General features: G+C 35.8%; 22 protein-coding genes and 2 tRNA genes. 12 read left to right on the top strand and 12 right to left on the bottom strand.

The features are described from left to right. Nucleotides 1-42: 42 nt before the first annotated feature. The 5 genes from ACFIJR_RS05030 (at nucleotide 43) to ACFIJR_RS05010 (ending at nucleotide 3931) form a co-directional block, all read left to right on the top strand. Entirely contained in the window at nucleotides 43-600 is a 558-nt protein-coding gene (locus ACFIJR_RS05030) for a DUF177 domain-containing protein (protein WP_375626473.1), read from the top strand. Nucleotides 601-745: 145 nt separating this feature from the next. Continuing rightward, on the top strand, nucleotides 746-1816 hold the full coding sequence (gene plsX, locus ACFIJR_RS05025; RefSeq protein WP_375626475.1) for a phosphate acyltransferase PlsX: 1071 nt from the start codon (nucleotides 746-748) through the stop codon (nucleotides 1814-1816). Between the two features lie 49 nt (nucleotides 1817-1865). Continuing rightward, nucleotides 1866-2840, top strand: coding sequence for a beta-ketoacyl-ACP synthase III (locus tag ACFIJR_RS05020; protein ID WP_375626477.1), 975 nt, complete (start codon nucleotides 1866-1868; stop codon nucleotides 2838-2840). Nucleotides 2841-2917: 77 nt separating this feature from the next. Then, the gene (locus ACFIJR_RS05015) at nucleotides 2918-3232 is read left to right on the top strand and encodes an integration host factor subunit alpha (protein ID WP_015856447.1); all 315 of its coding nucleotides are present in this window, start codon (nucleotides 2918-2920) and stop codon (nucleotides 3230-3232) included. Nucleotides 3233-3427: 195 nt separating this feature from the next. Continuing rightward, nucleotides 3428-3931 (top strand): MerR family transcriptional regulator, encoded by a 504-nt coding sequence (locus ACFIJR_RS05010; protein WP_375627360.1) that lies wholly within the window; start codon nucleotides 3428-3430, stop codon nucleotides 3929-3931. A gap of 1123 nt (nucleotides 3932-5054) precedes the next feature. On the opposite strand, the gene thrS is transcribed toward ACFIJR_RS05010, so the two are convergent. From thrS to ACFIJR_RS04995, 3 genes are all read right to left on the bottom strand, one after another. Continuing rightward, on the bottom strand, nucleotides 5055-7031 hold the full coding sequence (gene thrS, locus ACFIJR_RS05005) for a threonine--tRNA ligase (protein ID WP_375651986.1): 1977 nt from the start codon (nucleotides 7029-7031) through the stop codon (nucleotides 5055-5057). A gap of 111 nt (nucleotides 7032-7142) precedes the next feature. Then, nucleotides 7143-7493 carry a membrane protein insertion efficiency factor YidD gene (gene yidD, locus ACFIJR_RS05000; protein ID WP_375627362.1) on the bottom strand — a complete coding sequence of 117 codons (351 nt, stop codon included), beginning with the start codon at nucleotides 7491-7493 and terminating at the stop codon, nucleotides 7143-7145. Next, on the bottom strand, nucleotides 7494-7922 hold the full coding sequence (locus tag ACFIJR_RS04995; RefSeq protein WP_375626485.1) for an iron-sulfur cluster assembly scaffold protein: 429 nt from the start codon (nucleotides 7920-7922) through the stop codon (nucleotides 7494-7496). Between the two features lie 125 nt (nucleotides 7923-8047). On the opposite strand from ACFIJR_RS04995, the gene folE reads away from it, so the two are divergent. The 4 genes from folE to ACFIJR_RS04975 all read left to right on the top strand — a co-directional run bounded on the left by folE (nucleotide 8048) and on the right by ACFIJR_RS04975 (nucleotide 10898). Continuing rightward, on the top strand, nucleotides 8048-8668 hold the full coding sequence (gene folE / locus ACFIJR_RS04990) for a GTP cyclohydrolase I FolE (RefSeq protein ID WP_375620182.1): 621 nt from the start codon (nucleotides 8048-8050) through the stop codon (nucleotides 8666-8668). A 139-nt stretch (nucleotides 8669-8807) separates the two neighbouring features. Continuing rightward, a tRNA-Leu gene (locus ACFIJR_RS04985) sits at nucleotides 8808-8892 on the top strand. A gap of 191 nt (nucleotides 8893-9083) precedes the next feature. Then, a complete protein-coding gene (locus tag ACFIJR_RS04980; protein ID WP_375626487.1) occupies nucleotides 9084-10256 on the top strand; it encodes an alpha/beta hydrolase in 1173 nt (390 codons plus the stop codon). A gap of 135 nt (nucleotides 10257-10391) precedes the next feature. Further along, nucleotides 10392-10898, top strand: coding sequence for a hypothetical protein (locus ACFIJR_RS04975; protein ID WP_375653754.1), 507 nt, complete (start codon nucleotides 10392-10394; stop codon nucleotides 10896-10898). Nucleotides 10899-11359: 461 nt separating this feature from the next. Here ACFIJR_RS04975 and ACFIJR_RS04970 read toward each other — a convergent pair. The 4 genes from ACFIJR_RS04970 to ACFIJR_RS04955 form a co-directional block, all read right to left on the bottom strand. Continuing rightward, nucleotides 11360-11435, bottom strand: a tRNA-Thr gene (locus tag ACFIJR_RS04970). A gap of 205 nt (nucleotides 11436-11640) precedes the next feature. Further along, nucleotides 11641-12999, bottom strand: coding sequence for an acetyl-CoA carboxylase biotin carboxylase subunit (gene accC / locus ACFIJR_RS04965; protein ID WP_375625732.1), 1359 nt, complete (start codon nucleotides 12997-12999; stop codon nucleotides 11641-11643). A 14-nt stretch (nucleotides 13000-13013) separates the two neighbouring features. Further along, the gene (gene accB / locus ACFIJR_RS04960) at nucleotides 13014-13511 is read right to left on the bottom strand and encodes an acetyl-CoA carboxylase biotin carboxyl carrier protein (RefSeq protein ID WP_273787930.1); all 498 of its coding nucleotides are present in this window, start codon (nucleotides 13509-13511) and stop codon (nucleotides 13014-13016) included. A 242-nt stretch (nucleotides 13512-13753) separates the two neighbouring features. Beyond that, nucleotides 13754-14626, bottom strand: coding sequence for a DsbA family protein (locus tag ACFIJR_RS04955; RefSeq protein WP_375625734.1), 873 nt, complete (start codon nucleotides 14624-14626; stop codon nucleotides 13754-13756). 344 nt (nucleotides 14627-14970) lie between these two features. Here ACFIJR_RS04955 and glpD point away from each other — a divergent pair, with 344 nt between their 5' ends. From glpD to cobT, 3 genes are all read left to right on the top strand, one after another. Next, nucleotides 14971-16491, top strand: a complete 1521-nt coding sequence (glpD, locus tag ACFIJR_RS04950; RefSeq protein ID WP_375653753.1) for a glycerol-3-phosphate dehydrogenase — start codon at nucleotides 14971-14973, stop codon at nucleotides 16489-16491. A 704-nt stretch (nucleotides 16492-17195) separates the two neighbouring features. Then, nucleotides 17196-18176 (top strand): tRNA dihydrouridine(20/20a) synthase DusA, encoded by a 981-nt coding sequence (gene dusA / locus ACFIJR_RS04945; RefSeq protein ID WP_375648788.1) that lies wholly within the window; start codon nucleotides 17196-17198, stop codon nucleotides 18174-18176. Nucleotides 18177-18568: 392 nt separating this feature from the next. Further along, nucleotides 18569-19555 carry a nicotinate-nucleotide--dimethylbenzimidazole phosphoribosyltransferase gene (gene cobT / locus ACFIJR_RS04940; RefSeq protein WP_375648784.1) on the top strand — a complete coding sequence of 329 codons (987 nt, stop codon included), beginning with the start codon at nucleotides 18569-18571 and terminating at the stop codon, nucleotides 19553-19555. Nucleotides 19556-19604: 49 nt separating this feature from the next. Here cobT and ACFIJR_RS04935 read toward each other — a convergent pair whose 3' ends face one another. From ACFIJR_RS04935 to ACFIJR_RS04915, 5 genes are all read right to left on the bottom strand, one after another. Next, nucleotides 19605-20096 (bottom strand): Lrp/AsnC family transcriptional regulator, encoded by a 492-nt coding sequence (locus tag ACFIJR_RS04935; protein ID WP_015856433.1) that lies wholly within the window; start codon nucleotides 20094-20096, stop codon nucleotides 19605-19607. Nucleotides 20097-20117: 21 nt separating this feature from the next. Beyond that, nucleotides 20118-20747: a uracil-DNA glycosylase family protein gene (locus ACFIJR_RS04930; protein WP_375653751.1), complete on the bottom strand. Its 630-nt coding sequence runs from the start codon at nucleotides 20745-20747 to the stop codon at nucleotides 20118-20120. 28 nt (nucleotides 20748-20775) lie between these two features. Continuing rightward, on the bottom strand, nucleotides 20776-21333 hold the full coding sequence (locus ACFIJR_RS04925) for a thermonuclease family protein (RefSeq protein ID WP_375648271.1): 558 nt from the start codon (nucleotides 21331-21333) through the stop codon (nucleotides 20776-20778). Nucleotides 21334-21663: 330 nt separating this feature from the next. Beyond that, entirely contained in the window at nucleotides 21664-21831 is a 168-nt protein-coding gene (gene rpmG, locus ACFIJR_RS04920) for a 50S ribosomal protein L33 (protein WP_004864083.1), read from the bottom strand. Between the two features lie 104 nt (nucleotides 21832-21935). Beyond that, nucleotides 21936-23108 (bottom strand): MFS transporter, encoded by a 1173-nt coding sequence (locus ACFIJR_RS04915; RefSeq protein WP_375627331.1) that lies wholly within the window; start codon nucleotides 23106-23108, stop codon nucleotides 21936-21938. Nucleotides 23109-23283: the final 175 nt, after the last annotated feature.

The raw sequence follows: 23283 nt of genomic DNA, 5'->3' as shown, positions 1-23283 counted from the left end.
AAAACACAGTGCTTTATGCGTTTTTATCTTTGGGAGTTGTCAATGAATGTTAAAAATATTCCTCAAATGACATTTGCTTTGGCTTATCCAATATCCGTACGTTCTCTACCTGCTAAAGGTATAAGGGTTCATTTTTGTGCAAACAAAAAAGAATGTACAAATTTAGCTCAGAACCATGATTTAATTGAAGTAAAATCTTGTGAGGGAAATTTCCATATTTTCCCGTGGAAAAAACGCGGAGTACGTATAAAAGGTCTGTTGCAAGCGCGCATACTACAGTTATGTGTTGTTACATTAGAACCATTAGAAAATATCCTTTGTGAAAATATTGAGGTTGTTTTTGTTCCTGAAGATTCAAATTTGATGAAGCCCAAAATATCAGAGGATACAGGAGAATTGTTTTTAGATGTGGAGGGGCTTGATACTCCTGAAGTGTTTTATGATGATAAAATTGATATTGGTGCAATCATGGAAGAGTTTTTTGAGTTGTCTATTAATCATTATCCACGTAAAGAGAGAATAAAGATGGATATGGTTGAAAATTTAGAAGAAGCAGAGCAAAAATTCTCGCCATTTTCTGTTTTGAAAAATTGGAAGTGATTGTAAAAACATAAAATATCTATTGTATGCTAAACGATATTTTCTGCGGAGCGATTTTTGCAAGATTTGCTTTGTGAGTGTTCAGGAGCCAAAAATCATAATATGTGTTTAAAGATGTAAATGAAAAGATGTGGGATATGCAAGCGTGATTAGAATTTCTGTGGATGTCATGGGCGGTGATTACGGTCCAGAAGCAGCTATTGCAGGAGCAGCAATTGTACAAAAATATTTATCAAATATTTATTTTCTGTTTTATGGAATAGAGGAGGACGTTCGTCCAGTTTTAAAAAAATACCCTTGTTTGGATTCTGTATCGCGCTTTTGCCCTACAGAAAGTTATACACGCATGGATGAAAAGCCAAGCCAAGCACTTCGTAATGGACGTGGTAAATCATCAATGTGGTACGCCATTGAAGCGGTAAAAAATGGTGAAGCTGATGCTTGCATTTCTGCTGGTAATACGGGTGCACTCATGGCCATGTCTTATTTTTGTTTGAAAATGCTCGCAGAGGCTGAACGTCCTGGTATTGCGGGTATCTGGCCAACACTTCGCAGTGAGAGTATCGTTTTGGATATTGGGGCAACAATTGGTGCCTCTGCTGGTCAGTTGGTTGATTTGGCGGTTATGGGAGCGGGTATGTTTCGCGCTTTATATCACACTGAAAGACCAAGTGTTGGGCTTTTAAATGTGGGGGTGGAAGAGGTTAAAGGACTTTATCAAATAAAAAAAGCAGGAATGATATTGCGTGAAGTGCAATTAGAAGGATTGGAATATAAAGGATTTGTTGAGGGCAATGACATTGGAAAAGGAACAGTCGATGTTGTTGTAACAGAGGGGTTTTCTGGTAATATTGCTTTAAAAACCGCAGAAGGAACCGCGCGACAGATAGGAGAGATTTTAAACTCCGCACTGCGCAGTTCTTTTTTAACATCTCTTGGCTATTTTTTATCGCGGGGTGCTTTTCGTACGCTGAAACACAAAATGGATCCCGATAGGGTGAATGGAGGAGTGCTTTTGGGGTTGAATGGTGTTGTGATCAAAAGCCATGGGAGTGCTAATGCTAACGGTTTTGCTTCTGCTATCCGCGTTGGTTATGAGATGGTTAATAATGGACTTTTGAAAAAAATAACAGCTGATTTGCGACGGTTTCATGAGAATAAAGAAACACTTTTTGATCAAGAAGGTGAAGAGACAGTGAATGGAGAGTCCTTATGATAAGCTCTTATAATAGAAATGAAAAATTTGAAGAAAAGGTAAGAGCTTAATGATTCGGTCAATTATACGTGGTGTAGGAAGTGCTTTGCCGAAGAAAAGTTTATCAAATGATGAGATTGCAAAGTTTGTTGAAACGTCAGATTCATGGATTGTTCAGCGTACAGGAATACGCCAACGTTATATTGCCAGTGAAAATGAAACAACTGTTTCTTTAGGAGTTGAGGCTGCGCAAGCAGCACTTACAAATGCTGGTTTAACAATAAAAGACATTGATTGTATTATTTTAGCAACGTCCACCCCGAATCGTACTTTTCCTGCTTCTGCTGTTGAAATTCAGCGTGCTTTGGGAATGAGCCATGGATTTGCTTTTGATATTCAAGCTGTTTGCTCTGGTTTTATTTTTGCTTTAACAACAGGAGATTCTTATTTACGGTGTGGAGCGGCTAAAAGAATTTTAGTTATTGGATCCGATACATTTTCTCGAATTTTAGATTGGGAAGATCGTACGACATGTGTTTTGTTTGGTGATGGTGCGGGTGCTGCTATTTTGGAAGCACAGGAAATTGAGGGGGGTATTGCTTTTGAGCGTGGTATATTGTCTGCGAAATTGCGCTCTAATGGTGCTTATATAGATAAGCTATATGTTGATGGTGGACCTTCAACAACACAAACGACAGGCTATTTGCGTATGGAAGGACGAGAAGTTTTTAAATATGCTGTTGGTATGATAACGGATGTGGTTGATGATTGTTTTGCAGCTGCAGGTATGGATTCTTCACAACTAGATTGGTTTGTACCTCATCAGGCTAATAAGCGCATTATTGAAGCATCTGCTAAAAAACTGGGAATTTCACTAGATAAAGTTGTGATTACCGTTGATCAACATGGTAATACGTCTGCGGCATCAGTTCCGTTGGCTTTAACAACAGCTGTTTGCGATGGAAAAATAAAAGAAGGAGATCTTATCATGTTAGAGGCCATGGGAGGTGGATTTACATGGGGAGCAATTCTTATTCGTTGGTAAATTATGGCTACTTGACCATATTTCAAGAAAACGTATAAGTCATTTTGTAATTTTTAATATTTTAATAGGTGGTTATAATGACAAGTAAGACAGTAACGCGTGCAGATTTAGCGAGCGTAGTTTGTAAAAGAGTGGGCTTGTCACATACTGAATCAGCAGCTTTAGTCGAATTGGTTTTGGATGAGATTTGCAACTCACTTGTAAGAGGTGAAGCGGTTAAATTATCCTCTTTTGCAACTTTTCAGGTTCGCAGTAAAAATGAACGTGTTGGACGTAATCCAAAAACAGGTGTTGAAGCACCTATTCCGCCGCGACGTGTTGTAACGTTTAAGGCTGCCAATGTCCTTAAACAGAGAATTTTAGATTCGCATCGTGCAAGACAGAAAAAATGATATCTCATAAATGAATGCCATGGTATGTTTGGTATTTGTTAAAAAAACGATAAAATAAAGGTCTTTGTTTTTTAGAAAAAGACAGTTGTGTAAGTCGTCAATGATGGTCTTATTTTTGACTAATCTTGTTGAGAAATTGAGACGGAATGAGTCATTGTAAAGTAATTTATTTTGTTTTAAATAAGGTGTTGCAAAATGGATAAAAGCTCTGATGCTTTTCGCACAATTAGCGAAGTAGCCGAGTTATTGGAGCTTCCGCAGCATGTGTTAAGATTCTGGGAAACACGTTTTAGGCAGATTAAACCAATGAAACGTGGGGGAGGAAGGCGCTATTATCGTCCGGTCGATGTTGATTTGCTCAATGGTATTAAGCAGTTATTATATGATCAGGGTTATACGATAAAAGGTGTGCAACGCCTTTTGAAAGAAAATGGTGTTGCTTTTGTGACTGCATTGGGTAATGGTGATCTTGATGCTATGAATGTGGTCATAGAGAAGAAACATGCAGGACAAACTTCTGAAAATGCTAGCAATAAGCCTAAAAAATCTTCTTTTGGGCTTTTGAATTTCATGAGGAATGAAGGAGAAACATCTGTTGGTTCTGTGAATCTTTACAAAGATAAAACTGATAAAGCATTGTTGCAAGAAATCCTATTTGAACTCATTGAATGTAAGCGTGTTCTTGATAGAGCTCGATAGCAATAATGTTTTTTGTTTTATATGTGTTGCTTTTTTAGCAAAATATGTGTTTTGAAATTGTTTTACAAATCAATATCTTGCGTCTAGCATAGCAATGTGTTTCGTAGATATTTAGATGTTTTATGGGTGTGCCCAGAGTTTTATACGTTTAACGAGTAGTAATGTATCGTATGTGTATATTTAACGAGTTTTTTATAAGAGTTTTTAATTTGGTAAAATATGAAGAGGGGAAAGAATAGGCGCTGAGTTTTGCCATTTTTCTCTGATTTGACTTTATGAAAGCTAATGCAATATCTCATCAGTGTAGATTGCAGGATGTAGAATGCCATTGATTCACCAATTCATCTGCTTGTTTTAAAGAGATGTTTCTTAAGGCTTCTTAAGCTTATTTCACCATGATTTCTCGTGAATGATATAATGGTAAACCCGTTGAGTACTGTTATTTTTACATTTATGAAGGAGCAAGTCGGCATCAGCATTATAGTTTAGCCTACCCTCAATGATTGCAACAATCCTTAGCACTTTAGGCGGTTCATTGTGGGCATTTTAAAAGTCCTTTCTCAATAATTTTTAACCACACACTCATTCCGCTTGTCTCGTGCCAAAAAATAATTTTGATAGATTCAACATAAACATATCTAAAATGAGACAATCCTATGATATTCGAAACCTTATTTAATATGAATAAAGATATATTATCATTATAAATCAATATCTTGTCTTTTTATAAGAGCTTATCTTACGAATAAGACATATCATTGTTCAGCTAATTTTACATATTTTTTATTAATAAATATAATCTTGTTTTCAGCCTTCTTGCTTGATGTTGCTATAATTATCGTAATGATCTATCCATGATAATAGCACCATCTTTTCATTATAAAGGTAAAAGATTAATGTTATTATTAATATTCAATTGTCTATGATTTTTGCATTAAAAAAGCTCATAGCTTACATTGATTTTTTTCATCAATCTACCTTGTAGAGAGTGATCACGTGATTCTTTCTGGTTATAGGTAATTGTGCATGAAACCAAAACACACTACAATATCAAACCCTCTCATTTTGTACAAAATTTGAAGATTTATAGTAAAAAATTAACGTATTACCACCTTCTGCGATGTTATGCATCTATTACACGTTGCAAATCCGGAGGTGTTGCCTCATTTGAGAGTTGTTTAATCACATCTTCTACAGATAAAAGGGTTTTATTCGTACTTCCTAAACGGCGCATATTTACGCTGTTTGTTTCAGCTTCACGTTTACCACATACCAAAATTACGGGGACTTTTTGTAAAGAATGTTCTCGTATTTTATAGTTAATTTTTTCATTGCGGAGATCTGTTGTTGCGGAAAGTCCAATAGCTCTAAGTTTTGCTGTTATTTTTTGGGCATATTCATTTGCTTCGGACGTAATTGTTGCAACAACAACTTGTTCAGGAGCAAGCCAAAGTGGCATATGTCCAGCAAAATTTTCGATTAATATACCAAGAAAACGCTCCATTGATCCAAAGATAGCACGGTGGATCATAACAGGTTGACGTTTTTCTGAATCTTTATCAATATAGAATGCACCAAAACGTTCGGGGAGATTAAAGTCTATTTGTGTTGTTCCACATTGCCATTCACGACCGATAGCATCCTTTAATGTATATTCAAATTTTGGACCATAAAATGCTCCTTCACCTGGAAGGATGCTTGTTCTGATTTGTCCTGCAAATTTTGTTTCAATCGTTTTAAGGACAGATTCCATGATACTTTCTGCATGATCCCATAATGCATCAGACCCAACTCGTTTTTCTGGACGTGTTGAAAGCTTAAGACTAATTTCTTTAAAACCAAAATCAGCATAAGTTGATAAAATAAGATCATTAATACTGAGACATTCATCGGCTAATTGTTCATCAGTACAAAAAATATGCGCATCATCTTGCGTAAAACCACGCACACGCATAAGACCATGTAAAGAGCCCGAAGGCTCATAACGATGAACAAGTCCAAATTCAGCAAGTCTGATAGGCAAATCACGATAAGATTTTAAACCATGTTTAAAAATTTGCACATGACCAGGGCAATTCATTGGTTTAAGGGCATAAATATTCCCATGATCTGAATCTTCTGCTGCTGGAGTTACTTTGAACATATTCTCCTTATACCAGCCCCAATGGCCAGATATTTCCCAGAGTGACCTATCGAGAACTTGTGGTGCATTAACTTCAGCGTATTGATGATCATCAAGGCGTCTACGCATATAGTTGATCAAATTTTGGAACATTTTCCAACCTTTTTTGTGCCAAAAAATCATTCCTGGCCCTTCTTCTTGAAAATGAAATAAGTCCATTTCACGTCCCAAGCGGCGATGATCACGTTTTTCAGCTTCTTCTAGCATATGGAGGTAGGCTTTTAAGTCATTTTCATTTGCAAATGCTGTTCCATAAATTCTTGTGAGCATTGGATTATTGGCATCGCCACGCCAATAAGCTCCTGCGACTTTCATTAATTTGAAAGCATTCCCAATTTGCCCTGTAGATTGCATGTGCGGTCCGCGGCAAAGATCAAACCATTTTCCTTGATAATAAATTTTTAAATCTTGATTTTCAGGAATGCTATCAATAAGTTCAACTTTATAAAATTCCTTTTTCTCAGAAAAAATTTTTCTCGCTTTTTCACGAGACCAAATTTCTTTTCTGAAAGGTTTATTGCGTTGGATAATTTCACGCATTTTCTTTTCAATGACGGTGAGATCATCTAATGTAAAAGGTTGTTGGCGTGCAAAATCATAATAGAATCCATTCTCAATGACAGGACCTATTGTTACTTGCGTTTCAGGAAAGAGTTCTTGCACTGCTTCAGCAAGGACATGGGCGCAGTCATGCCTTATGAGTTCAAGAGCGCGTGAATCTTCTCGGGTAATAATCTCTACTTGACCAGATTGTTCCAATGGATCCGATAAGTCTCGCGTGATACCATCAAGCCTATAGGCGACAGCTTTTTTTGCGAGTGATTTAGAAATGGATTCTGCTAATTCCAAACCAGTCATTTCGGAGGGGTAATTACGTTTTGAACCATCAGGAAAAGAAAGAGAAACAGAGCAAGACATAAAAACACCCTTTTAATCCAATTCCGCTAACGATTGCGGATGGTTTCGTGAAAATTGAGTAAAAAGCTTATAGACTGATTTTTTATCAATACATACGAAAAAAGAAAAGGATTATTTGTTGTGTTTGTCAGAAATTTTCCAGTAACGCCAAGGTTTATAAAAACAGCAAGAATTTCCAAGAGAAATAGGTACTGGGTCAAAGCCATCTGTTCCAAAGGGCCCACAACGTATGATACGAAAGAGTCCCATCCATGCACCAGCCCAAAGCCCATGGCGTGCAATCGCTTCATATGTATATTCTGAACAAGTCGGGGCATGGCGACATTGATTGCCTATAAGATTTGAAAGTGTTATTTGATAGAAACGTATTAAGAAAATACCCAATAATCGTCCAGGTGTTTTTTGCCAATTGCCTGTGTAATTTCGAGTCAATTTTTTTTGTCGAGATTGTGATTTGAACATTTATTTTTCTTCAATTTTTTGAATGCAGTCTATCGTTGCATCAAAGGGTAGTAGTGTTGCTGCATGGCGCATTTTATAATCTTTAATGGGCTGTAAGCAAGAAAAATCCTTAAATGGAGCTTGAGGAGAAGGACCATTTTGCGTTAGCATTTGATAAATAACTTCACGCAATATTTTAAGATCTTGTGTTGTTTGTCCGATGATATGAGATGCTAAAAGTGAAGCCGATGCTTGCCCTAGCACACATGCGTGTATTTCATGGGCAAAATCCGTAATAATACCATTTTCCACTTTTAAATCTACAGTGATTGTCGAACCACAAAGGTGTGCATGTTTTTTTGATGTTGCATCAGGATTATTAAGACGCCCAATTTTTCCTATATGTGCAGCATATTTAAGTATTTTATCATTATAGATATTATCAATCATGCGCTATTGCCTGAAATTTTGAGAGTCGTGATTGTTTAAACTTTTAATTCGCTTATATAGAGATTATACAAAATGAAATAGGTATGGAGCAAATGCTTTGTATAGAGTAAGCTTGGAGTTTTTGAATGCGTAATGTTGTTAAAGAAGACGCGAAGGATTCTTTTTTATCTGAAGAAAAGCGTCCGAGTATTGAAGAGGTGGAAGAAGCGATTCGTACATTACTCTTATGGATAGGGGAAAATCCAAATAGAGAAGGGCTTTTAGATACTCCAAGACGTATAGCCAAGGCATATCGCGAGCTTTTTAGTGGTTATAGTCAATCGGTTAAAGAAACCTTAGGTACAGTTTTTGAAGAGGTTTCAGGATATAATGAAGCCGTAATCGTAAAAAATATACCTTTTTATTCACACTGTGAGCATCATATGATCCCAATTATTGGGAAAGCACATATAGCATATCTTCCTAATGAAAAAATTGTTGGCCTTTCAAAAATTGTGCGTGTTGTAGATATTTTTTCTCGTCGTTTACAAACACAAGAAGCCATGACAGCGCAAGTGGCTCACGCGTTAAAAACGTATCTGAAGCCTCATGGTGTAGCAGTATTGATTGAGGCGGAGCACATGTGTATGGCTATGAGAGGAATCCAAAAACAGGGCTCTACAACAATTACAAAAAACTTTCATGGTTATTATGAAAAAGATCAAGCTGCACAAGCACACTTTATGATGATGATTCAAAGATCGTAGTAAAGTCGATATTTTTAGTAATCTCTATTAAGTTATAAATCGTTCGGATAAAAATAAATTATGAGAAAGAGAAAATTGGCTTGTACCTTTCTTTATGATTTGTTAAAGGCTAAAAACCAGAATGTTTTTCTTCCCACGTGCGGTCGTGGCGGAATTGGTAGACGCGCAGCGTTGAGGTCGCTGTGGGGCAACCCGTGGAAGTTCGAGTCTTCTCGACCGCACCAGTTAGCGGTGAGTCCCTGTAATGAGATGAAGTTATGTAGAGAGAGGGGATTTATGCGCATTATAGAAAAATCTTTTTTGTATGTTATTTGTTGATGTGTTGCTAATAATGTTTCATTTTTTATTACTTTATCTGTGCATTTGAAATGTTATATTTTTATAGGGTGGGGGTAAAGTTGCAGTGAGAAGTATAATGATTTTGAGATATTTAACACTTCTTATTTGTATTTCTTTATTGTCAGCATGTAGTGATTCACGCGCTGTGCTTTGGCATGGAGTGCATGCAACTCCTTCTATGACTGCAGTAGAAAGAGAAGTTGAAGAGAACCCAGTTTCTCCAAAAGCCATCATTCCAGTGTATGTTGCAACAAGTCGTATGATGCAAAATAATTACGCTCAACCTTATGGTGCAGAGCGATCAAATAAAGTACATTACAATCGCGTTGACGTAGGAATTCCTCAGCAACATACAAAGGGAGTTGTTGAAATAAATGCCTATAAACCTACGCATGATAAGTATTTTGCAGCAGTAGCATTGCAAAAATACGATAATAAAGAACAGTTTAAACAGCAATTAAATGCTGCTTTAGAAAAAAAGCCAAAAGGAAAAAGAGAAATTTTTCTTTTTATCCATGGGTATAATAATAATTTTGCAGATGGTACATTTCGTACAGCACAGTTTACACATGATTATTCTTTAAATGTTGTCGCTGTGCATTATTCTTGGCCTTCTGCCGGATCTGTTCCTCTTTATATTTATGATCGTGACAGTGCTAATTTTGCCCGTGACGGATTGATAGAGCTTTTAACACTTATTAGTGAAACCAATGCTGATCAGATTTCGGTTATTGCGCATTCTATGGGCAATTTTGTTATAATGGAAGCATTTAGAACTTTAGCCTTACAGAAAAAATATAAGCCTATTCGTCGTATTACAAGTTTATTAATGGCGGCACCAGACATTGATGTTGATGTATTTGAGCGCCAACTTAATGATATAAAAAAACTCCCGCAGCCAACAGCTATTTTAGTATCTAGAGCGGATAAAGCTCTCGCGGTTTCAGGACGTCTTACGGGTGGACATCATCGTGTGGGCGATGGCTCAGATATTGAAATGTTGCGTAAAAATGGAATAGCTGTTCTTGATTTCTCTCATGTGGATGGGGGAGCACACAATGTCTTTGCATCTTCACCAACGTTGATGGCTCTTTCTCGAGAAGGTTCTTTGGCTTCCACAATTATGCAAGGTACAGAATTGTCACCTAGTCAAGCTCTTCTTGCTGATGGTAGTAGTGTGTTGGAGAAAACAACACATCTTATCCTTTATACACCTGTACGTTTTCTCTCTCCACGGATTCCACGTTGATAGTGAAAAGAGAGAAGGGGACATCGAATAATGCATTGGAGGTAATATTTTTTAGCACTTTCTTTAGAATGGCTTTGTAAAATGGAAAATAAATAGCGGGATGAATGTAAAAAACAGTCATTAGGTGAGTTTGTGATGATTGCACGGAAACGCTATGTTAATACGCCTACAGTTGTTGATTATTTATCTCATTCCGCAATTAAGTTGTTAGATATTCATGCTATGCTTGTGAAGGTGAGAAAAGGTGATATGGGGGAAAAACCAAATTTATTGCGTCAAATTGATTCTACAAAAAAACAGTTAGATGAGATAAGCCATGCTCTTATTTTAGAATATCGTAAACGCCAAGAAAATGAGCGTTTTTTAAAACAAATTCTGCTATCCATTTCCGATCAACTTTTTGCACTTAACAATGGTTTTAAGGAAACAGGACGTCTTTTTTTTCAAGAAGTTAGAATACTTCAATCTCAGATGCAATGTTTATATGAGGGAAAGGAGAGGCTGCATTTCTTGAATAGCCAAGAATCTTTTTGTTCTCCTTCAAAGATTGATGAAGTTATTAAACAGTTACAAAAAGCACGAGAAAAGCTTATTCTTGAAAGCCCACATCTCTTTGAAAAAAGCACAAAAGCTAAACAATAAAGTTCTTTTAGTTGAACAGACAGATAATTTGAGTTTTACAGCAAAAAACGCTGTTAAATAGAAGGCTATAATCGTTTAAAAGAAAAAAATTGCTTTAATAAATGAAACGCATGTATTTTATAATCATACTCCTTATCCGATTAAAGCTTTAAAAGACTTTAAGGCTGATGCATTAGGTGGTTTTATTGAAGAAAATGTTTGTGGTAAGAACTTTACAAAAAACTTTCTGATTCTTAATAATGGCTCACCGGATAATTTTGCCAATGTTACGGAGTTGTTAGTATATTCATTAGAAACTTAAACTCTAACATATTTTCTTAATAGGAATTAGTTGAATTTAAAGCATTAAAAAAGAAGTTTGATAAAATAATACGTTTTATAAATTCACGTTTAGCTCTACCTTCTCCTGAATTTAAAAAGGATCGGAAAATGAATAAGCTACACGTAATTAAAAAATCATATGGTGCCCCCAGAGAGACTCGAACTCCCGACCCCCTGATTACAAATCAGGTGCTCTACCAACTGAGCTATAAGGGCGTAACCACGTAGGAGTTAGCACAAACTCACAAAAAGGAAAACAGAAAATTATCAAATTTTGTACATATTAAAAGAAAACTATATAACAAATAAAAAAATAACCAACTTATTTCCTATTTTACCACTCTTTACAGCAAGGTTGGAATTATCCTTATGTTGATATCTTATAGAATCTTTTATAGGAATTCACCATTTTGCTATTGAATTATGAATCTGAAGACTTTGATTGATGAGAAAGGTATTTTTCTAGCCAGTGAATATTATAATTACCATCAGCAACATCTTGATTATTAATAAGATCGCGAAAAAGAGGTAGTGTAGTTTTTATCCCATCGACCACAAATTCATCTAAAGCACGCCGTAAACGCATCATACATTCTAAACGGGTACGTCCATGAACAATCAGCTTTCCAATCATACTATCATAATAAGGAGGAATACGATAACCTGAATAAGCACCTGAATCAACACGAATCCCTAAACCTCCAGGTGTATGAAAATGTGTAATGGTTCCAGGTGATGGCGTAAAGTTAATAGGATCTTCTGCATTAATACGGCATTCAATGGCATGACCAGAAAAACAGACATCATCTTGTGTCACTGAAAGCTTGCAGCCTGATGCAATATGGATTTGTTCATGGACTAAATCTATACCTGTAATTGCTTCAGTTACAGGATGTTCGACTTGTAAACGCGTATTCATTTCGATAAAATAAAATTCGCCATTTTCATAAAGAAATTCAATAGTACCAGCTCCACGATATCCAAGTTGGGCACAGGCATTTGCAACAATACTACCAATTTTTTTTCGTTCAGTTTCACTAAGTGCAGGTGATGTAGCTTCTTCCCATACTTTTTGATGCCGTCGTTGCAGTGAACAATCGCGTTCTCCTAAATGAATAGCATTTCCCGCACCATCACCTATGACTTGAATTTCGATATGACGGGGTTTTTCTAAATATTTCTCTATGTAAACAGCGTCATCACCAAAAGCAGCTTTCGCTTCTGAACGCGTTGTTTTGAGAGCTATAGAAAATTCTTGTTCAGAATGAACGACTTTCATACCACGTCCGCCACCACCGGCAGAAGCTTTGATAATAACGGGATAACCAATTTCACGAGCGGTGCGTAAAGCATCAGATTCTTCAGTGACTGCTCCATCTGAACCGGGAACTACAGGAATACCAAGTTTTTTGGCGGTTTTCTTTGCTTCGATTTTATCGCCCATGATTCGGATATGAGTAGCTGTTGGACCGATGAATGTAATATCATGGGCTTCTAGAACATCTGCAAATTTTGCATTTTCAGAAAGAAAGCCATAACCTGGATGAACAGCATCAGCTCCTGTAATTTCACAAGCAGCAATAATTTGCTGAATACTCAAATAAGAATCGCGAGCGGGAGGAGGGCCAATACAAACACTTTCGTCAGCAAGACGAACATGCATTGCATCTGCATCAGCGGTAGAGTGAACAGCCACGGTTTTTATGCCAAGTTCTTTACATGCACGTAAAACGCGAAGAGCAATTTCTCCCCGATTAGCAATGAGGATTTTTCGAATCATGGTTGCCCCTCGCTTTATTCAACAATAATAAGTGGTTCACCAAATTCAACAGGTTGGCCATCTTTGACAAGAACAGTGGTTACCGTGCCTGAGCGTGGTGATGAAATTTGATTCATTGTTTTCATGGCTTCAATAATAAGTAATGTCTCTCCTTCAGAAACATTTTGTCCTACTTCTACAAAAGGTTGTGCACCTGGTGAAGGTGCAAGATAAGCTGTTCCAACCATCGGAGAGGTTATTGTGTTTTTTGATTTATCTTCTTGGATAGATTGTATAGGAGATTCAGTTGTTGGGACTGGAGAAGATGTTACAGAAAAAGTAGGAGTAGAAACAGGAGCATAGATTGCTTGCTCAGAAGAAGTTAAGGTATTTTGGCGTGAGACACAAATACGAAGCTCCCCTTGTTCAACTTCAATGTTCGTTAAATTGGTATCATTCAAAATTTCAGCAAGATCACGAATAATTTTCGTATCAATTGCGGTTTTTGCCGAATCCATTTTTTTTGTTGCCATTTTATTTCTAACTCCTTGATCAATGAAGATCGTCATTATCTCATTTTATGACCGAATATCTCTAGATTAGGGATGACATCTTTTGAGGCTTTAAAGATTTTTATTTCCTTTAAATCATTATACTTTGCAATTTAAAACTCGTATCTGCTTTACGCAAAATTGCACTTATAAGCCTGTTATCAAAAAAGAGAAAGCATAAAATTACCTCACTTATAGTATTCTTCCTAAAACTAATTAGGTATTCACCGTGTATTGTCTATCGCTTGTTTTAGAGTATCTTGTCTGGCTGCGCCAATGAATATTTTATTACCAATGATGTAAGAAGGTGTTCCCGTAATATGAAGTTTAGAGGCAATTTGGATATTTTCTTTAAAAGCGTTTTGTAGAGTGGGATCTTTTATTGCATTATGTAGTTTTTTTTCATCTGCTCCTAATGAAACAGCTATTTTAATAGCTTTAGCTTCATTTGCGCGACCCTGATACATTAAAAGCGTTTTGTGAAACTGAGGATATTTCTCTGGAAATTGTTTTCGAAATGCGTAGGCAACAGTATGGGCTGCCATAGAATCAGAGCTTAAAATTGGTAAATCCTTAATAATAACCTTTAAATCTGGATATTCTTTTATCAAGTCTTCTATATGTGAATAGGAACTTTTACAATACCCACAGTTGTAATCAAAAAAATTGACAAGCACTTTTTTACCATTTGGGTTTCCCAAAATGGCGTCATGAGGAGAATGAAAAATTTCTTTTTCTAATAAATGGATGACAGAAGTTTGTATTTTGTTTTCGTATTCATTCTGTTTTTCCAGCTTATCTTGAAGAATAAGCTGCATTTCAATCAGAATTTCTGGATGAGTAAGAAGGTACTCTCTGACAATTTGTTGAATATGATGAGAATCAGTATGTGGTATCATTTTTTCTTTAAGCTTAGATAAAAAGCTAGAATCTTCCAAAAGTTGTGTTTTAAGCTTTTCTAAGCTTAAATGATTTGCTGTTTTTGAGTGTGATGTTGCGTTTGATAAAGAAGGTAAAAAGATTAAAATACTCGACATAACTGGGACTAAAATTTTTGAAAGAGGTGTTATTTTCGAATTTTGAGAGTGATGAGTCATCTGTGTACCTTCACATTTCCTAGTGTGTCATTGAGTGAACTATATGAAAAGCGTTATCTATGTGCAATAAAGCATTTAGCTATAGTGTGTATTTAAGAGTGAGAAAAAACATCAATTTTTCTCTAAAAAGACTTCATATGATGAACCTTGGCTTGGCAAGGATATTTTTTGTAAAAGATAAAAAAATTCTCTTTAATTTGTCAAATGTTGTTTTGATGTATAAGGGTATCAAAAGCTTTTTGTGCGTGTTTATTTTAGGAAAAAGTACGTTGATAATACAATGAAGAACCCTTGTATTATTTTTTCCTATTGCTTTATTGAGTACTGAGAAACAAACTTAAATAATGAAAAGTGAAATTATGAAAACCACAACACATTATGAACTGTTTATCATTGGGGGAGGGATAAACGGGTGTGGATTGGCAAGGGATGCAGCAGGACGCGGATTTAAAGTGGGATTGGCTGAAATGAACGATCTTGCATCTGGGACCTCAAGTGCGTCAACAAAGCTTATTCATGGCGGGCTTCGTTATCTTGAACATTATGAGTTCAAGCTTGTTCGTGAAGCATTGAAAGAACGCGAGATCATTTTACGTATGGCTCCACATATTGTGCGTCCTTTGCGTTTTCTTCTTCCTTATCATAAAGAATTGCGCCCTGCTTGGATGTTGCGTTTTGGACTTTTTATTTATGATTATTTAGGGAATTGGAATCAGAAATTATGGCGCAGTAAAACAATTAATTTTTCAAAAAAATTTCGCTCTACACTGAAGAAAGAATATCAGAGAGGTTTTGAATATTCTGATGCAAGAGTAGATGATGCGCGTTTAGTTATTGGCAATGCTCGTGATGCAGAAAAATGGGGCGCTGATATAAAAGTACGAACAGAAGTTCTCTCTTTAAAAAAAGAAGACAATAAATGGCGTATCATTCTTCAAGACAAGTTAAGTAGCAAAAAATATAGTGTCACAGCTTCTTATGTCGCGAATATGACAGGACCTTGGATTGATCATGTTTTGGCAAGCATATTAGACTATAATGAACATCCACCAGTACGACTTGTTAGAGGTTCTCATATTTTGGTTCCCAAGCTTTATACTCATGATCGTGCTTATATTTTTCAAAATGGTGATGGGCGTATTATATTTGCTATTCCGTATCAAGAAGAATTTACCTTGCTTGGAACAACAGATTGTAATTATCAAGGAGATCCGGCTGACGTTCATATTACTGATACAGAAATTGATTACATTTGTGCAGCAGCTAGTGAATATTTCATACAACCAGTATTGCCTGAAACAATTGTCTGGTCTTACTCTGGAGTTCGTCCACTCTATGATGATGGAGCTTCAAAAGCACAAGAAATTACGCGCGATTATGTTTTAAAAGAAATGGGAACAGGAACAACACCAAAGATTCTTAATCTTTATGGTGGAAAGATTACAACTTATCGTAAGTTGGCTGAAGATGCGATGAAATTTGTTGAAAAAGCGCTTGGTAAAAAGGGAGCATCATGGACGGCTAAGACAGTACTTCCAGGGGGCGATTTTCCCTATAATCAATTAGATATAATCGAAAATAAGATTGCTCTTTTGATGCCAGATTTAGATGCTTTTACACATCGCAGACTTGCACGCTCCTATGGTACGGAAGCATTAGTGATATTTGCACATGGTAAGGAAAATAGAGGAAAAAATTTTGGACATGGGCTTTATGAAGTAGAAGTAAAATGGTTGATGGAAAAAGAATGGGCTAAAGCATGTGAAGATGTGTTATGGCGTCGTTCGAAACTTGGTCTCCTATTTAATGAACAAGAGGTTGATACTCTTTCTTCCTATATGCAAAGCCAACAAGAGACTGAATAACCTTTATGATCATTTCATTTTACAGATTTTATCTGCAATATTGTAAAATATTTTCTTCAAGAAATACTGGTGTCAGTCATACATCTTAAAAAGACAATGATTGTCTATACCCTAATTTTAGTTTTTTTTTGCAAGAATCATAAAATGGCAAATTAGATAGAATATTTAGGATAAAATTTATCTATCTTATAAAGTGAAATCCAAGAATGTTATCAAGAATTACTCATTGAGAAAAAATGATTTATAATTATATGCGTGTAAAATAAGGATTTTTGTTCTTTCTTGAGGAGAAGATAAAAGCATCTTCTGTAGCGTTTATTTGCACAATAATTTAAAAAAATCTAAAGAAAATTAAATCTATTATGAAAAATTGTACAATGTTTTAGTTTATCGTTTATTATCTTAAACGCTGTGCTAAATCATGTAAGGATAGAGGCTTGATGAGCGTAAGAAGAACTTGTAAATGAGTTTTTTATATTATAGTGAAAATTTTTTTCATGTTTATATACCTGAACGATAATCTATGAGAAATGCCATATTGTGTTTTATCATGATTGATTGTAGTAAACTTTTATAACAATTGAAGATAATGGGCTGTTATTATACTCATGATAGTGTAAGAGAATAAAATTTTCCGTAAACTAAAAGTAAGTATTTTTCTATGTATAAAGAGAGAGCTATAGGGATATGAGAGTAATACCCTCATGATATTTTACAACCTTCCATCGCCTGTAAAATTTGCAGTAGCACCAATGTTGGATTGGACAGACCGACATTGCAGGTTTTTTTATCGTCTTTTAACGAAAAAAGCACTCCTTTATACGGAAATGATGGTAGCAGATTCTGTCATTCATGGTGTTCGCGAACAATTGTTGGCTTTTAGCGATAAAGAATGTCCAGTTGCATTACAATTAGGGGGGGCGGATCCGAAAAAGTTAGCAGAAGCTGCAAGAATTGCTGAAGATTTTGGCTACAACGAAATAAATCTCAATGTCGGTTGTCCATCAAATCGTGTTCAAGCAGGTGTCTTTGGGGCTTGTTTGATGCGACATCCAGACATTGTGGCAAATGCCGTGGAAGCGATGAAACGAGAAGTTACTATACCAGTAACTGTCAAATGTCGGATTGGAGTGGACGAACAAGATGAAGAGTTGGCGTTAGATCTTTTGGCTAATCAGGTTTGGAATGCTGGATGTGATGCGCTCTGGATACATGCACGCAAGGCATGGCTGCAAGGATTGAGTCCGAAAGAAAATCGCAATATTCCGCCCCTTAATTATGAAAGGGTTTATAGATTAAAACGTAAATATCCTCATAAATTCATTGGGATAAATGGTGGAATTAAATCGATTGATGAGATCAAAGAACACTTAACTTTCTGTGATGCTGCCATGCTTGGTCGCCAAGTTTATCATGATCCAGCTTTGTTAAAACATATTGATTTTGAACTCTATGATGAGGCGCAAAATAATCTGAGTGAGAGTGATCTTATTGAGGTTATGTGTGATTATGCTGCTCGACATATTGCATCGGGGGGGCGGCTTTCTCATGTGACTCGTCACATGATTGGTTTATTTCATGGGCGGGGTGGGGCACGTCGATGGAGGCAAATATTATCAAATGATGCGACAAAACCAAATGCAGGTATATGTATTTTAAAAGAAGCTTTTTGTGCTCTCATTTAATAACAGCCTGACAATTAACATATGTTAAAGTTGAGATCCTTTGTGTTTTGATTTCTTTATGATCATTTTGATCCTTTTGATTTTATAAGTTTTTGAAAGTTTGCAACTTTTGTTATAGAAGGAATGTTAGAATTTATATATTAAACAACATGTTAATTGCTCCTATTTAATAGAGAAATAGATTAAGAGCATACTGTAAAAATAGTAATAACATATTGATAATATTTTAAATCTTTCATGTTTGCTATTTGATTAGAAAATAGAATATAGAAATCATTGCTTTCATAATATTTAATGTTTTTAAAGCACTGTTTAAAAAAACAATAAATTATTCATATCCTGTATATATGACGTGATTTTCATAAACATTGTAGATTTTAAAAGGTATCCTTATGACCGCTAGTCCATTTGATGATTTTCGTGCTTTGCTTACAAATTTACCTGTGGCTGATGAGTTTTCTATAATTTTGGCAAGAAAACGGCAAAAAAACTTAACAAAAGAGCAAGGAACATTGGGAAAACTGGGAGATATTGCTGTTTGGTATGCGGGATGGAGGGGGACAGAAAAACCTATCGTAACGCGACCTTTGGTTGCTATTTTTTCTGGAAACCATGGTATAGTAGAAGAAAATGTTACACCATTTCCACAATCTATGACACAAAAGATGGTGCAGAATTTTGCATCTGGTGGGGCTGCTATCAATCAAATTTGTATTGCTTATGATCTTGGATTAAAAATATTTGATTTAGCATTGGAATATCCAACAATGAATATTACGAAGGATGCCGCAATGGATGAGCGGAGTGCGGCTGCTACAATGGCATTTGGAATGGAATCCATTGCGGGTGGAACAGATCTTTTATGTATTGGAGAAATGGGAATTGGAAACACCACAATAGCTTCAGCTTTATGCTTAGCATTGTTTGGAGGAGAAGTGGAAGAATGGACAGGAAATGGTATGGAATCAGAAGGTGATTTTTATCAGCGTAAAATTGCAGCGGTTAAGACAGCCATTTCTTTGCATAAGGATTATTTTAATGATCCTTTTGAGATAATGCGTCGCTTAGGAGGACGTGAAATTGCTGCTATGGTTGGTGCTATTTTAGCAGCAAGAATAGAAAAAATACCCGTTATTTTAGACGGTTTTGTGGCAACAGCAGCAGCAGCGGTCCTTTATAAAATGCATCCAAAAGCTCTTGATCATACCCTTGTTGGACATGTTTCTTCTGAGACAGCTCATCGTGAACTTTTAAAAAAAATTGGCAAAGAACCACTTCTGGATTTTGGGATGAGTCTTGGTGAAGGGACAGGAGCAGCTATGGCAGCTGGTATTGTCAAAGCTGCTGTTTTAACACATGCACAAATGGTGGTTTTTTAACACGAAAGTTTGAATGCCTAAAAGATAATGAGACGATATAAAAAAACTCTTAAGAGTTTTGTTCATGCGTCTTGTCATGTAATTTAATATAATTAAGTGGAAGTTCCGTTGTATATTTAATCTGTTCCATTGCGAAAGAAGATGAGACATCACGGATGTCAATTTTAGAAATTAATTTTTTATAAAAAAGATCATAAGCTTCAATGTTGGGCACAACAACACGCAATAAATAGTCAATATCTCCACTCATTCTATAAAATTCAATGACTTCACGGAATTCTTGTACAATTTTTGAAAAACGCTTAAACCATTCATGACTATGTGTGTTTGTGCGAATAGACACAAAAACAGTGACATGCGCATTCACTTTTTCTGGAGAAAGAACGGCAACACGACGCTGAATGACGCCATCTTCTTCAAGCTTTTGAATTCTACGCCAACAAGGAGTGGTCGAAAGTCCCACTTTTTTAGCAATATCAGCAACAGAAAGTGTCGCATTTTCTTGCAAAAGATGTAAAATTTTTCGGTCAAGACGATCCATATTTTTTCTCAGTATTTTAATTTATAAAAATTTACGTACTAAACGACGCAGATATACAATAAGCTCATCGTTAAACCATGGATTTTTCTGTAACCAAGAAGTATTTCGCCATGATGGATGAGGCAAAGGCATAACATTATAGCCTTGAGGTTGGGGGATGGAAAGAATATTTCTCCAATCACTAACGGTTGCTGAAACAGTTTTATGTTTTAATTCTGTAATATGCCACTTTTGCGCATAACTGCCAATAGCAAGAACAAGCTTTATTTGAGGCATCGCTTGAAATATCTTTTCATGCCATATTTCTCGACATTCACGCCTTGGTGGTAAATCAGCTTTATTGTTGTCATAACCTGGAAAACAAAATCCCATAGGAACAATAGCAAAAAGGGATTTGTTATAAAATTCTTCTTTCGTTACCCCCAGCCAATCACGTAGCCTTTTGCCAGAGCGATCATTAAAAGGGATAGAAGTTTCATGGACACGCAATCCTGGTGCTTGTCCTGCAATTGCAATCGAAGCCGTATCGGATAAATAAACGACGGGATTTGGTTCGTGAGGAAGAGGAGGAAAATAATGTGGTTGTTGAATACAAACACGACAGGAATAGATTTTTTTTTCAAGTTTAATAATTTTATCACATCGTTTCATTGGTCAATGAAATTAAAAAATATTTTTCTTATTCTGTGCGAGGATTTGCTTTGCGCCATTCTCGCGGTCGTTGAAAACTTGATGCCCATATTCCTTTCTTTTTCCTTCTAGCTTCTTGTTCTTCTTTGGGATATTCATAATAACTTACAGCCCAACCATTATGTACAAGCGTCGCGTTGATATTGCTAACTTGTTTTGTTTTACATGTTGCAAGGATACGACGGTATTGGTCTGTTTTATGCCAGAGACATGTAACAGTTTGATTTTCTATTAGTTTTTCTAAATATTTTTTTGCCTCAAGCCCACAAGGGTAGCGTTTCTCCTTTTTTCCACAAAATTGGTGGAGTTCAGGAGCATCAATTCCAGCAAGTCGAATCCTAATTGAAGAAATCATGATAGAATCACCATCAATGATTAGTGCATTTCCTTTAACAGAGTTTTGAGAAAAAAATTTTTCTTTTTGAGGCAACTGCTGGTTCTGCTTAAAATAAATTGACATAACGATAAGAAAGCTAGCAGCGACAAAAATACTGAAACCGGTAATTTTTTTAAAACTTCTTAGATTAAAATGAGAATTTTTTTTCATGAAACCAAGAAACTGCTAACATTATTATAACGCACTCTATTTTAGTATTGCTTATAATTCGTCCAAAATTCCATTTATATGACGAAACAATGTCTCGTTTTAATGAAAAAATCTCGTTAGATAGCACAATAATCAATACTCATGTAGAATATATGTAAGCAACTTAAATAATAAATCAACTTATCCAAATTCGTACAAAACATACAAATTTTAAAGTAAACTTTTTAAACTTAAGGGAACAAAAAACACCCCTCAAAAAATAACGTTGAAGAGCAATATCCCCACATTCCTTTTGGAGTATAAAATCTATCAATTCAATGATAAGTCTATTTATTTAATTTTTGTTTCTTTAAATTCAACGTGCTTTTTTACAACTGGATCATATTTACGCTTGCTCATTTTATCTGTCATTGTACGGCTGTTTTTCTTTGTTACATAGAAAAAACCGGTATCTGCAGTTGATAAAAGCTTGATCTTAATGGTTGCTGCTTTAGCCATAATGTAAGAACCCTATTTATACTGAAAAAATATTATCTTGCTATCAAAACCTATTTTTGATGTCATCAGATTTTCCAGCAACACTACGGATGTTCTCAAAAAAGTCAAGAGCTGATTAATTTTCTTATAAGTTGGACAAACACCAAAGTGACATATAAACTAAAAAAAACAGCTATAGCTATTGAAAAACCGAAAGGATTAAAGATATCCATGGATTTTCCGATAACGGTCGGCCCGATAAGCATACCAATTCCATAGCAAAAAATAAAAGCAGAATTAGCAGCAGCAAGTTCTTGTCCCTTGAGACGTGCCCCTAGATGTGCAAGACCGATTGTATAAAGGCTCGCTGATACACCACCAAGAAGGAACAGATCAAGCATTAGAATCCATGGATATTGAATGATCCATGGTACCATGAAAGTTCCCACAAAACCTAAGATAGCGCAACTTATCAGCGGATAGCGTCGATCTTTGGCATAATCGCTTATAATGCTAATAGGAATTAAGAGGAAAACATTTCCGAGCGCAAGGGCTGCCATAAAGTGTGCTGCTTCATTCTCATTATAACCAATGGATAAACTAAAGGGTGTAATAAGAGTTAATGCGCCCATTTGAATAGCACCGTAAACAAGTACTGCCATCATAGCGCTTGGAACGTGAAAAAGATAACGAAAAAATGGTGTATATTGGCTTTTTTGAAATTCTGGACTTAATTTCCAAGCGGCAAGAATTGGGATAGCAGCTAATATAATAAGACTATAACCAACAGCAAAAGGAATAAATCCTTGTGTTCCCACTTTTGCTAATAGCGTTGGACCTATCGCAAACCCTAATCCTAGGACAATAGCATAAATGGAAAGAACCAAACCACGTCTTTTAGGGGGAGCATAACTGTTGATCCAAAACTCTGACAGGATAAACATAACCGTCATAGTAAAATGTAATATAAACCTTAAAATGAACCAAACCCATATGGATTCGAAAAAATAGAATCCTAAAAAACTTAACGATCCTATGGCCATCATAAATAATATCGTTTTAGAAATGCCTAAGCATAGGGCGATTCGAGAAGTAAAAATAGCTGCAACAATTGTGGCAAATCCACCAACAGTTCCACTATAGCCGATCATACTATTGGAAATACCTTTCTCTGCCATAAGAAGAGAGACAAGTTGTGTTCCTATTCCCAATGCTGTTCCAACGGTGCCAATAGTTACAATAGCTGCAATAATTGCACGCAAAGAATTGTTTTGAGAGTTAAAAGCTTTTTTTTTCATGAGAATGGCTTAAGGTACTTTTGTTTATTTAAACAATAAAAAGATGAGCTGAAATGAAAGGGAGCCAAAACTATTCTTTGCAGTTTTTCTCATTTCTTGAGTATAAAAAACTGCAAGATTTCTATATGGTTATTATAGAGATAGCAATAAAATTTATCCTCTTGTATATTAAAGA

The organism is Bartonella sp. OD88NMGDW (genome assembly GCF_042193775.1).
Taxonomy (GTDB): domain Bacteria; phylum Pseudomonadota; class Alphaproteobacteria; order Rhizobiales; family Rhizobiaceae; genus Bartonella; species Bartonella grahamii.
Note: the sequence above shows the minus strand (reverse complement) of the source record. Positions and strands in the feature narration are given on the sequence as shown.

Coding starts and splice junctions, on each gene's coding strand:
- yidD (WP_375627362.1), bottom strand. CDS start 7,493: ATGTTCAAATCACAATCTCGACAAAAAAAATTGACTCGAAATTACACA.
- ACFIJR_RS04995 (WP_375626485.1), bottom strand. CDS start 7,922: ATGATTGATAATATCTATAATGATAAAATACTTAAATATGCTGCACAT.
- ACFIJR_RS04935 (WP_015856433.1), bottom strand. CDS start 20,096: ATGGATCGTCTTGACCGAAAAATTTTACATCTTTTGCAAGAAAATGCG.
- thrS (WP_375651986.1), bottom strand. CDS start 7,031: ATGTCTTGCTCTGTTTCTCTTTCTTTTCCTGATGGTTCAAAACGTAAT.
- ACFIJR_RS05010 (WP_375627360.1), top strand. CDS start 3,428: ATGGATAAAAGCTCTGATGCTTTTCGCACAATTAGCGAAGTAGCCGAG.
- ACFIJR_RS04915 (WP_375627331.1), bottom strand. CDS start 23,108: ATGAAAAAAAAAGCTTTTAACTCTCAAAACAATTCTTTGCGTGCAATT.
- ACFIJR_RS05015 (WP_015856447.1), top strand. CDS start 2,918: ATGACAAGTAAGACAGTAACGCGTGCAGATTTAGCGAGCGTAGTTTGT.
- accB (WP_273787930.1), bottom strand. CDS start 13,511: ATGGCAACAAAAAAAATGGATTCGGCAAAAACCGCAATTGATACGAAA.
- ACFIJR_RS04980 (WP_375626487.1), top strand. CDS start 9,084: ATGATTTTGAGATATTTAACACTTCTTATTTGTATTTCTTTATTGTCA.
- ACFIJR_RS05020 (WP_375626477.1), top strand. CDS start 1,866: ATGATTCGGTCAATTATACGTGGTGTAGGAAGTGCTTTGCCGAAGAAA.
- accC (WP_375625732.1), bottom strand. CDS start 12,999: ATGATTCGAAAAATCCTCATTGCTAATCGGGGAGAAATTGCTCTTCGC.
- dusA (WP_375648788.1), top strand. CDS start 17,196: ATGATATTTTACAACCTTCCATCGCCTGTAAAATTTGCAGTAGCACCA.
- cobT (WP_375648784.1), top strand. CDS start 18,569: ATGACCGCTAGTCCATTTGATGATTTTCGTGCTTTGCTTACAAATTTA.
- ACFIJR_RS04925 (WP_375648271.1), bottom strand. CDS start 21,333: ATGAAAAAAAATTCTCATTTTAATCTAAGAAGTTTTAAAAAAATTACC.
- rpmG (WP_004864083.1), bottom strand. CDS start 21,831: ATGGCTAAAGCAGCAACCATTAAGATCAAGCTTTTATCAACTGCAGAT.
- ACFIJR_RS04975 (WP_375653754.1), top strand. CDS start 10,392: ATGATTGCACGGAAACGCTATGTTAATACGCCTACAGTTGTTGATTAT.
- glpD (WP_375653753.1), top strand. CDS start 14,971: ATGAAAAGTGAAATTATGAAAACCACAACACATTATGAACTGTTTATC.
- ACFIJR_RS04955 (WP_375625734.1), bottom strand. CDS start 14,626: ATGACTCATCACTCTCAAAATTCGAAAATAACACCTCTTTCAAAAATT.
- folE (WP_375620182.1), top strand. CDS start 8,048: ATGCGTAATGTTGTTAAAGAAGACGCGAAGGATTCTTTTTTATCTGAA.
- ACFIJR_RS05030 (WP_375626473.1), top strand. CDS start 43: ATGAATGTTAAAAATATTCCTCAAATGACATTTGCTTTGGCTTATCCA.
- ACFIJR_RS04930 (WP_375653751.1), bottom strand. CDS start 20,747: ATGAAACGATGTGATAAAATTATTAAACTTGAAAAAAAAATCTATTCC.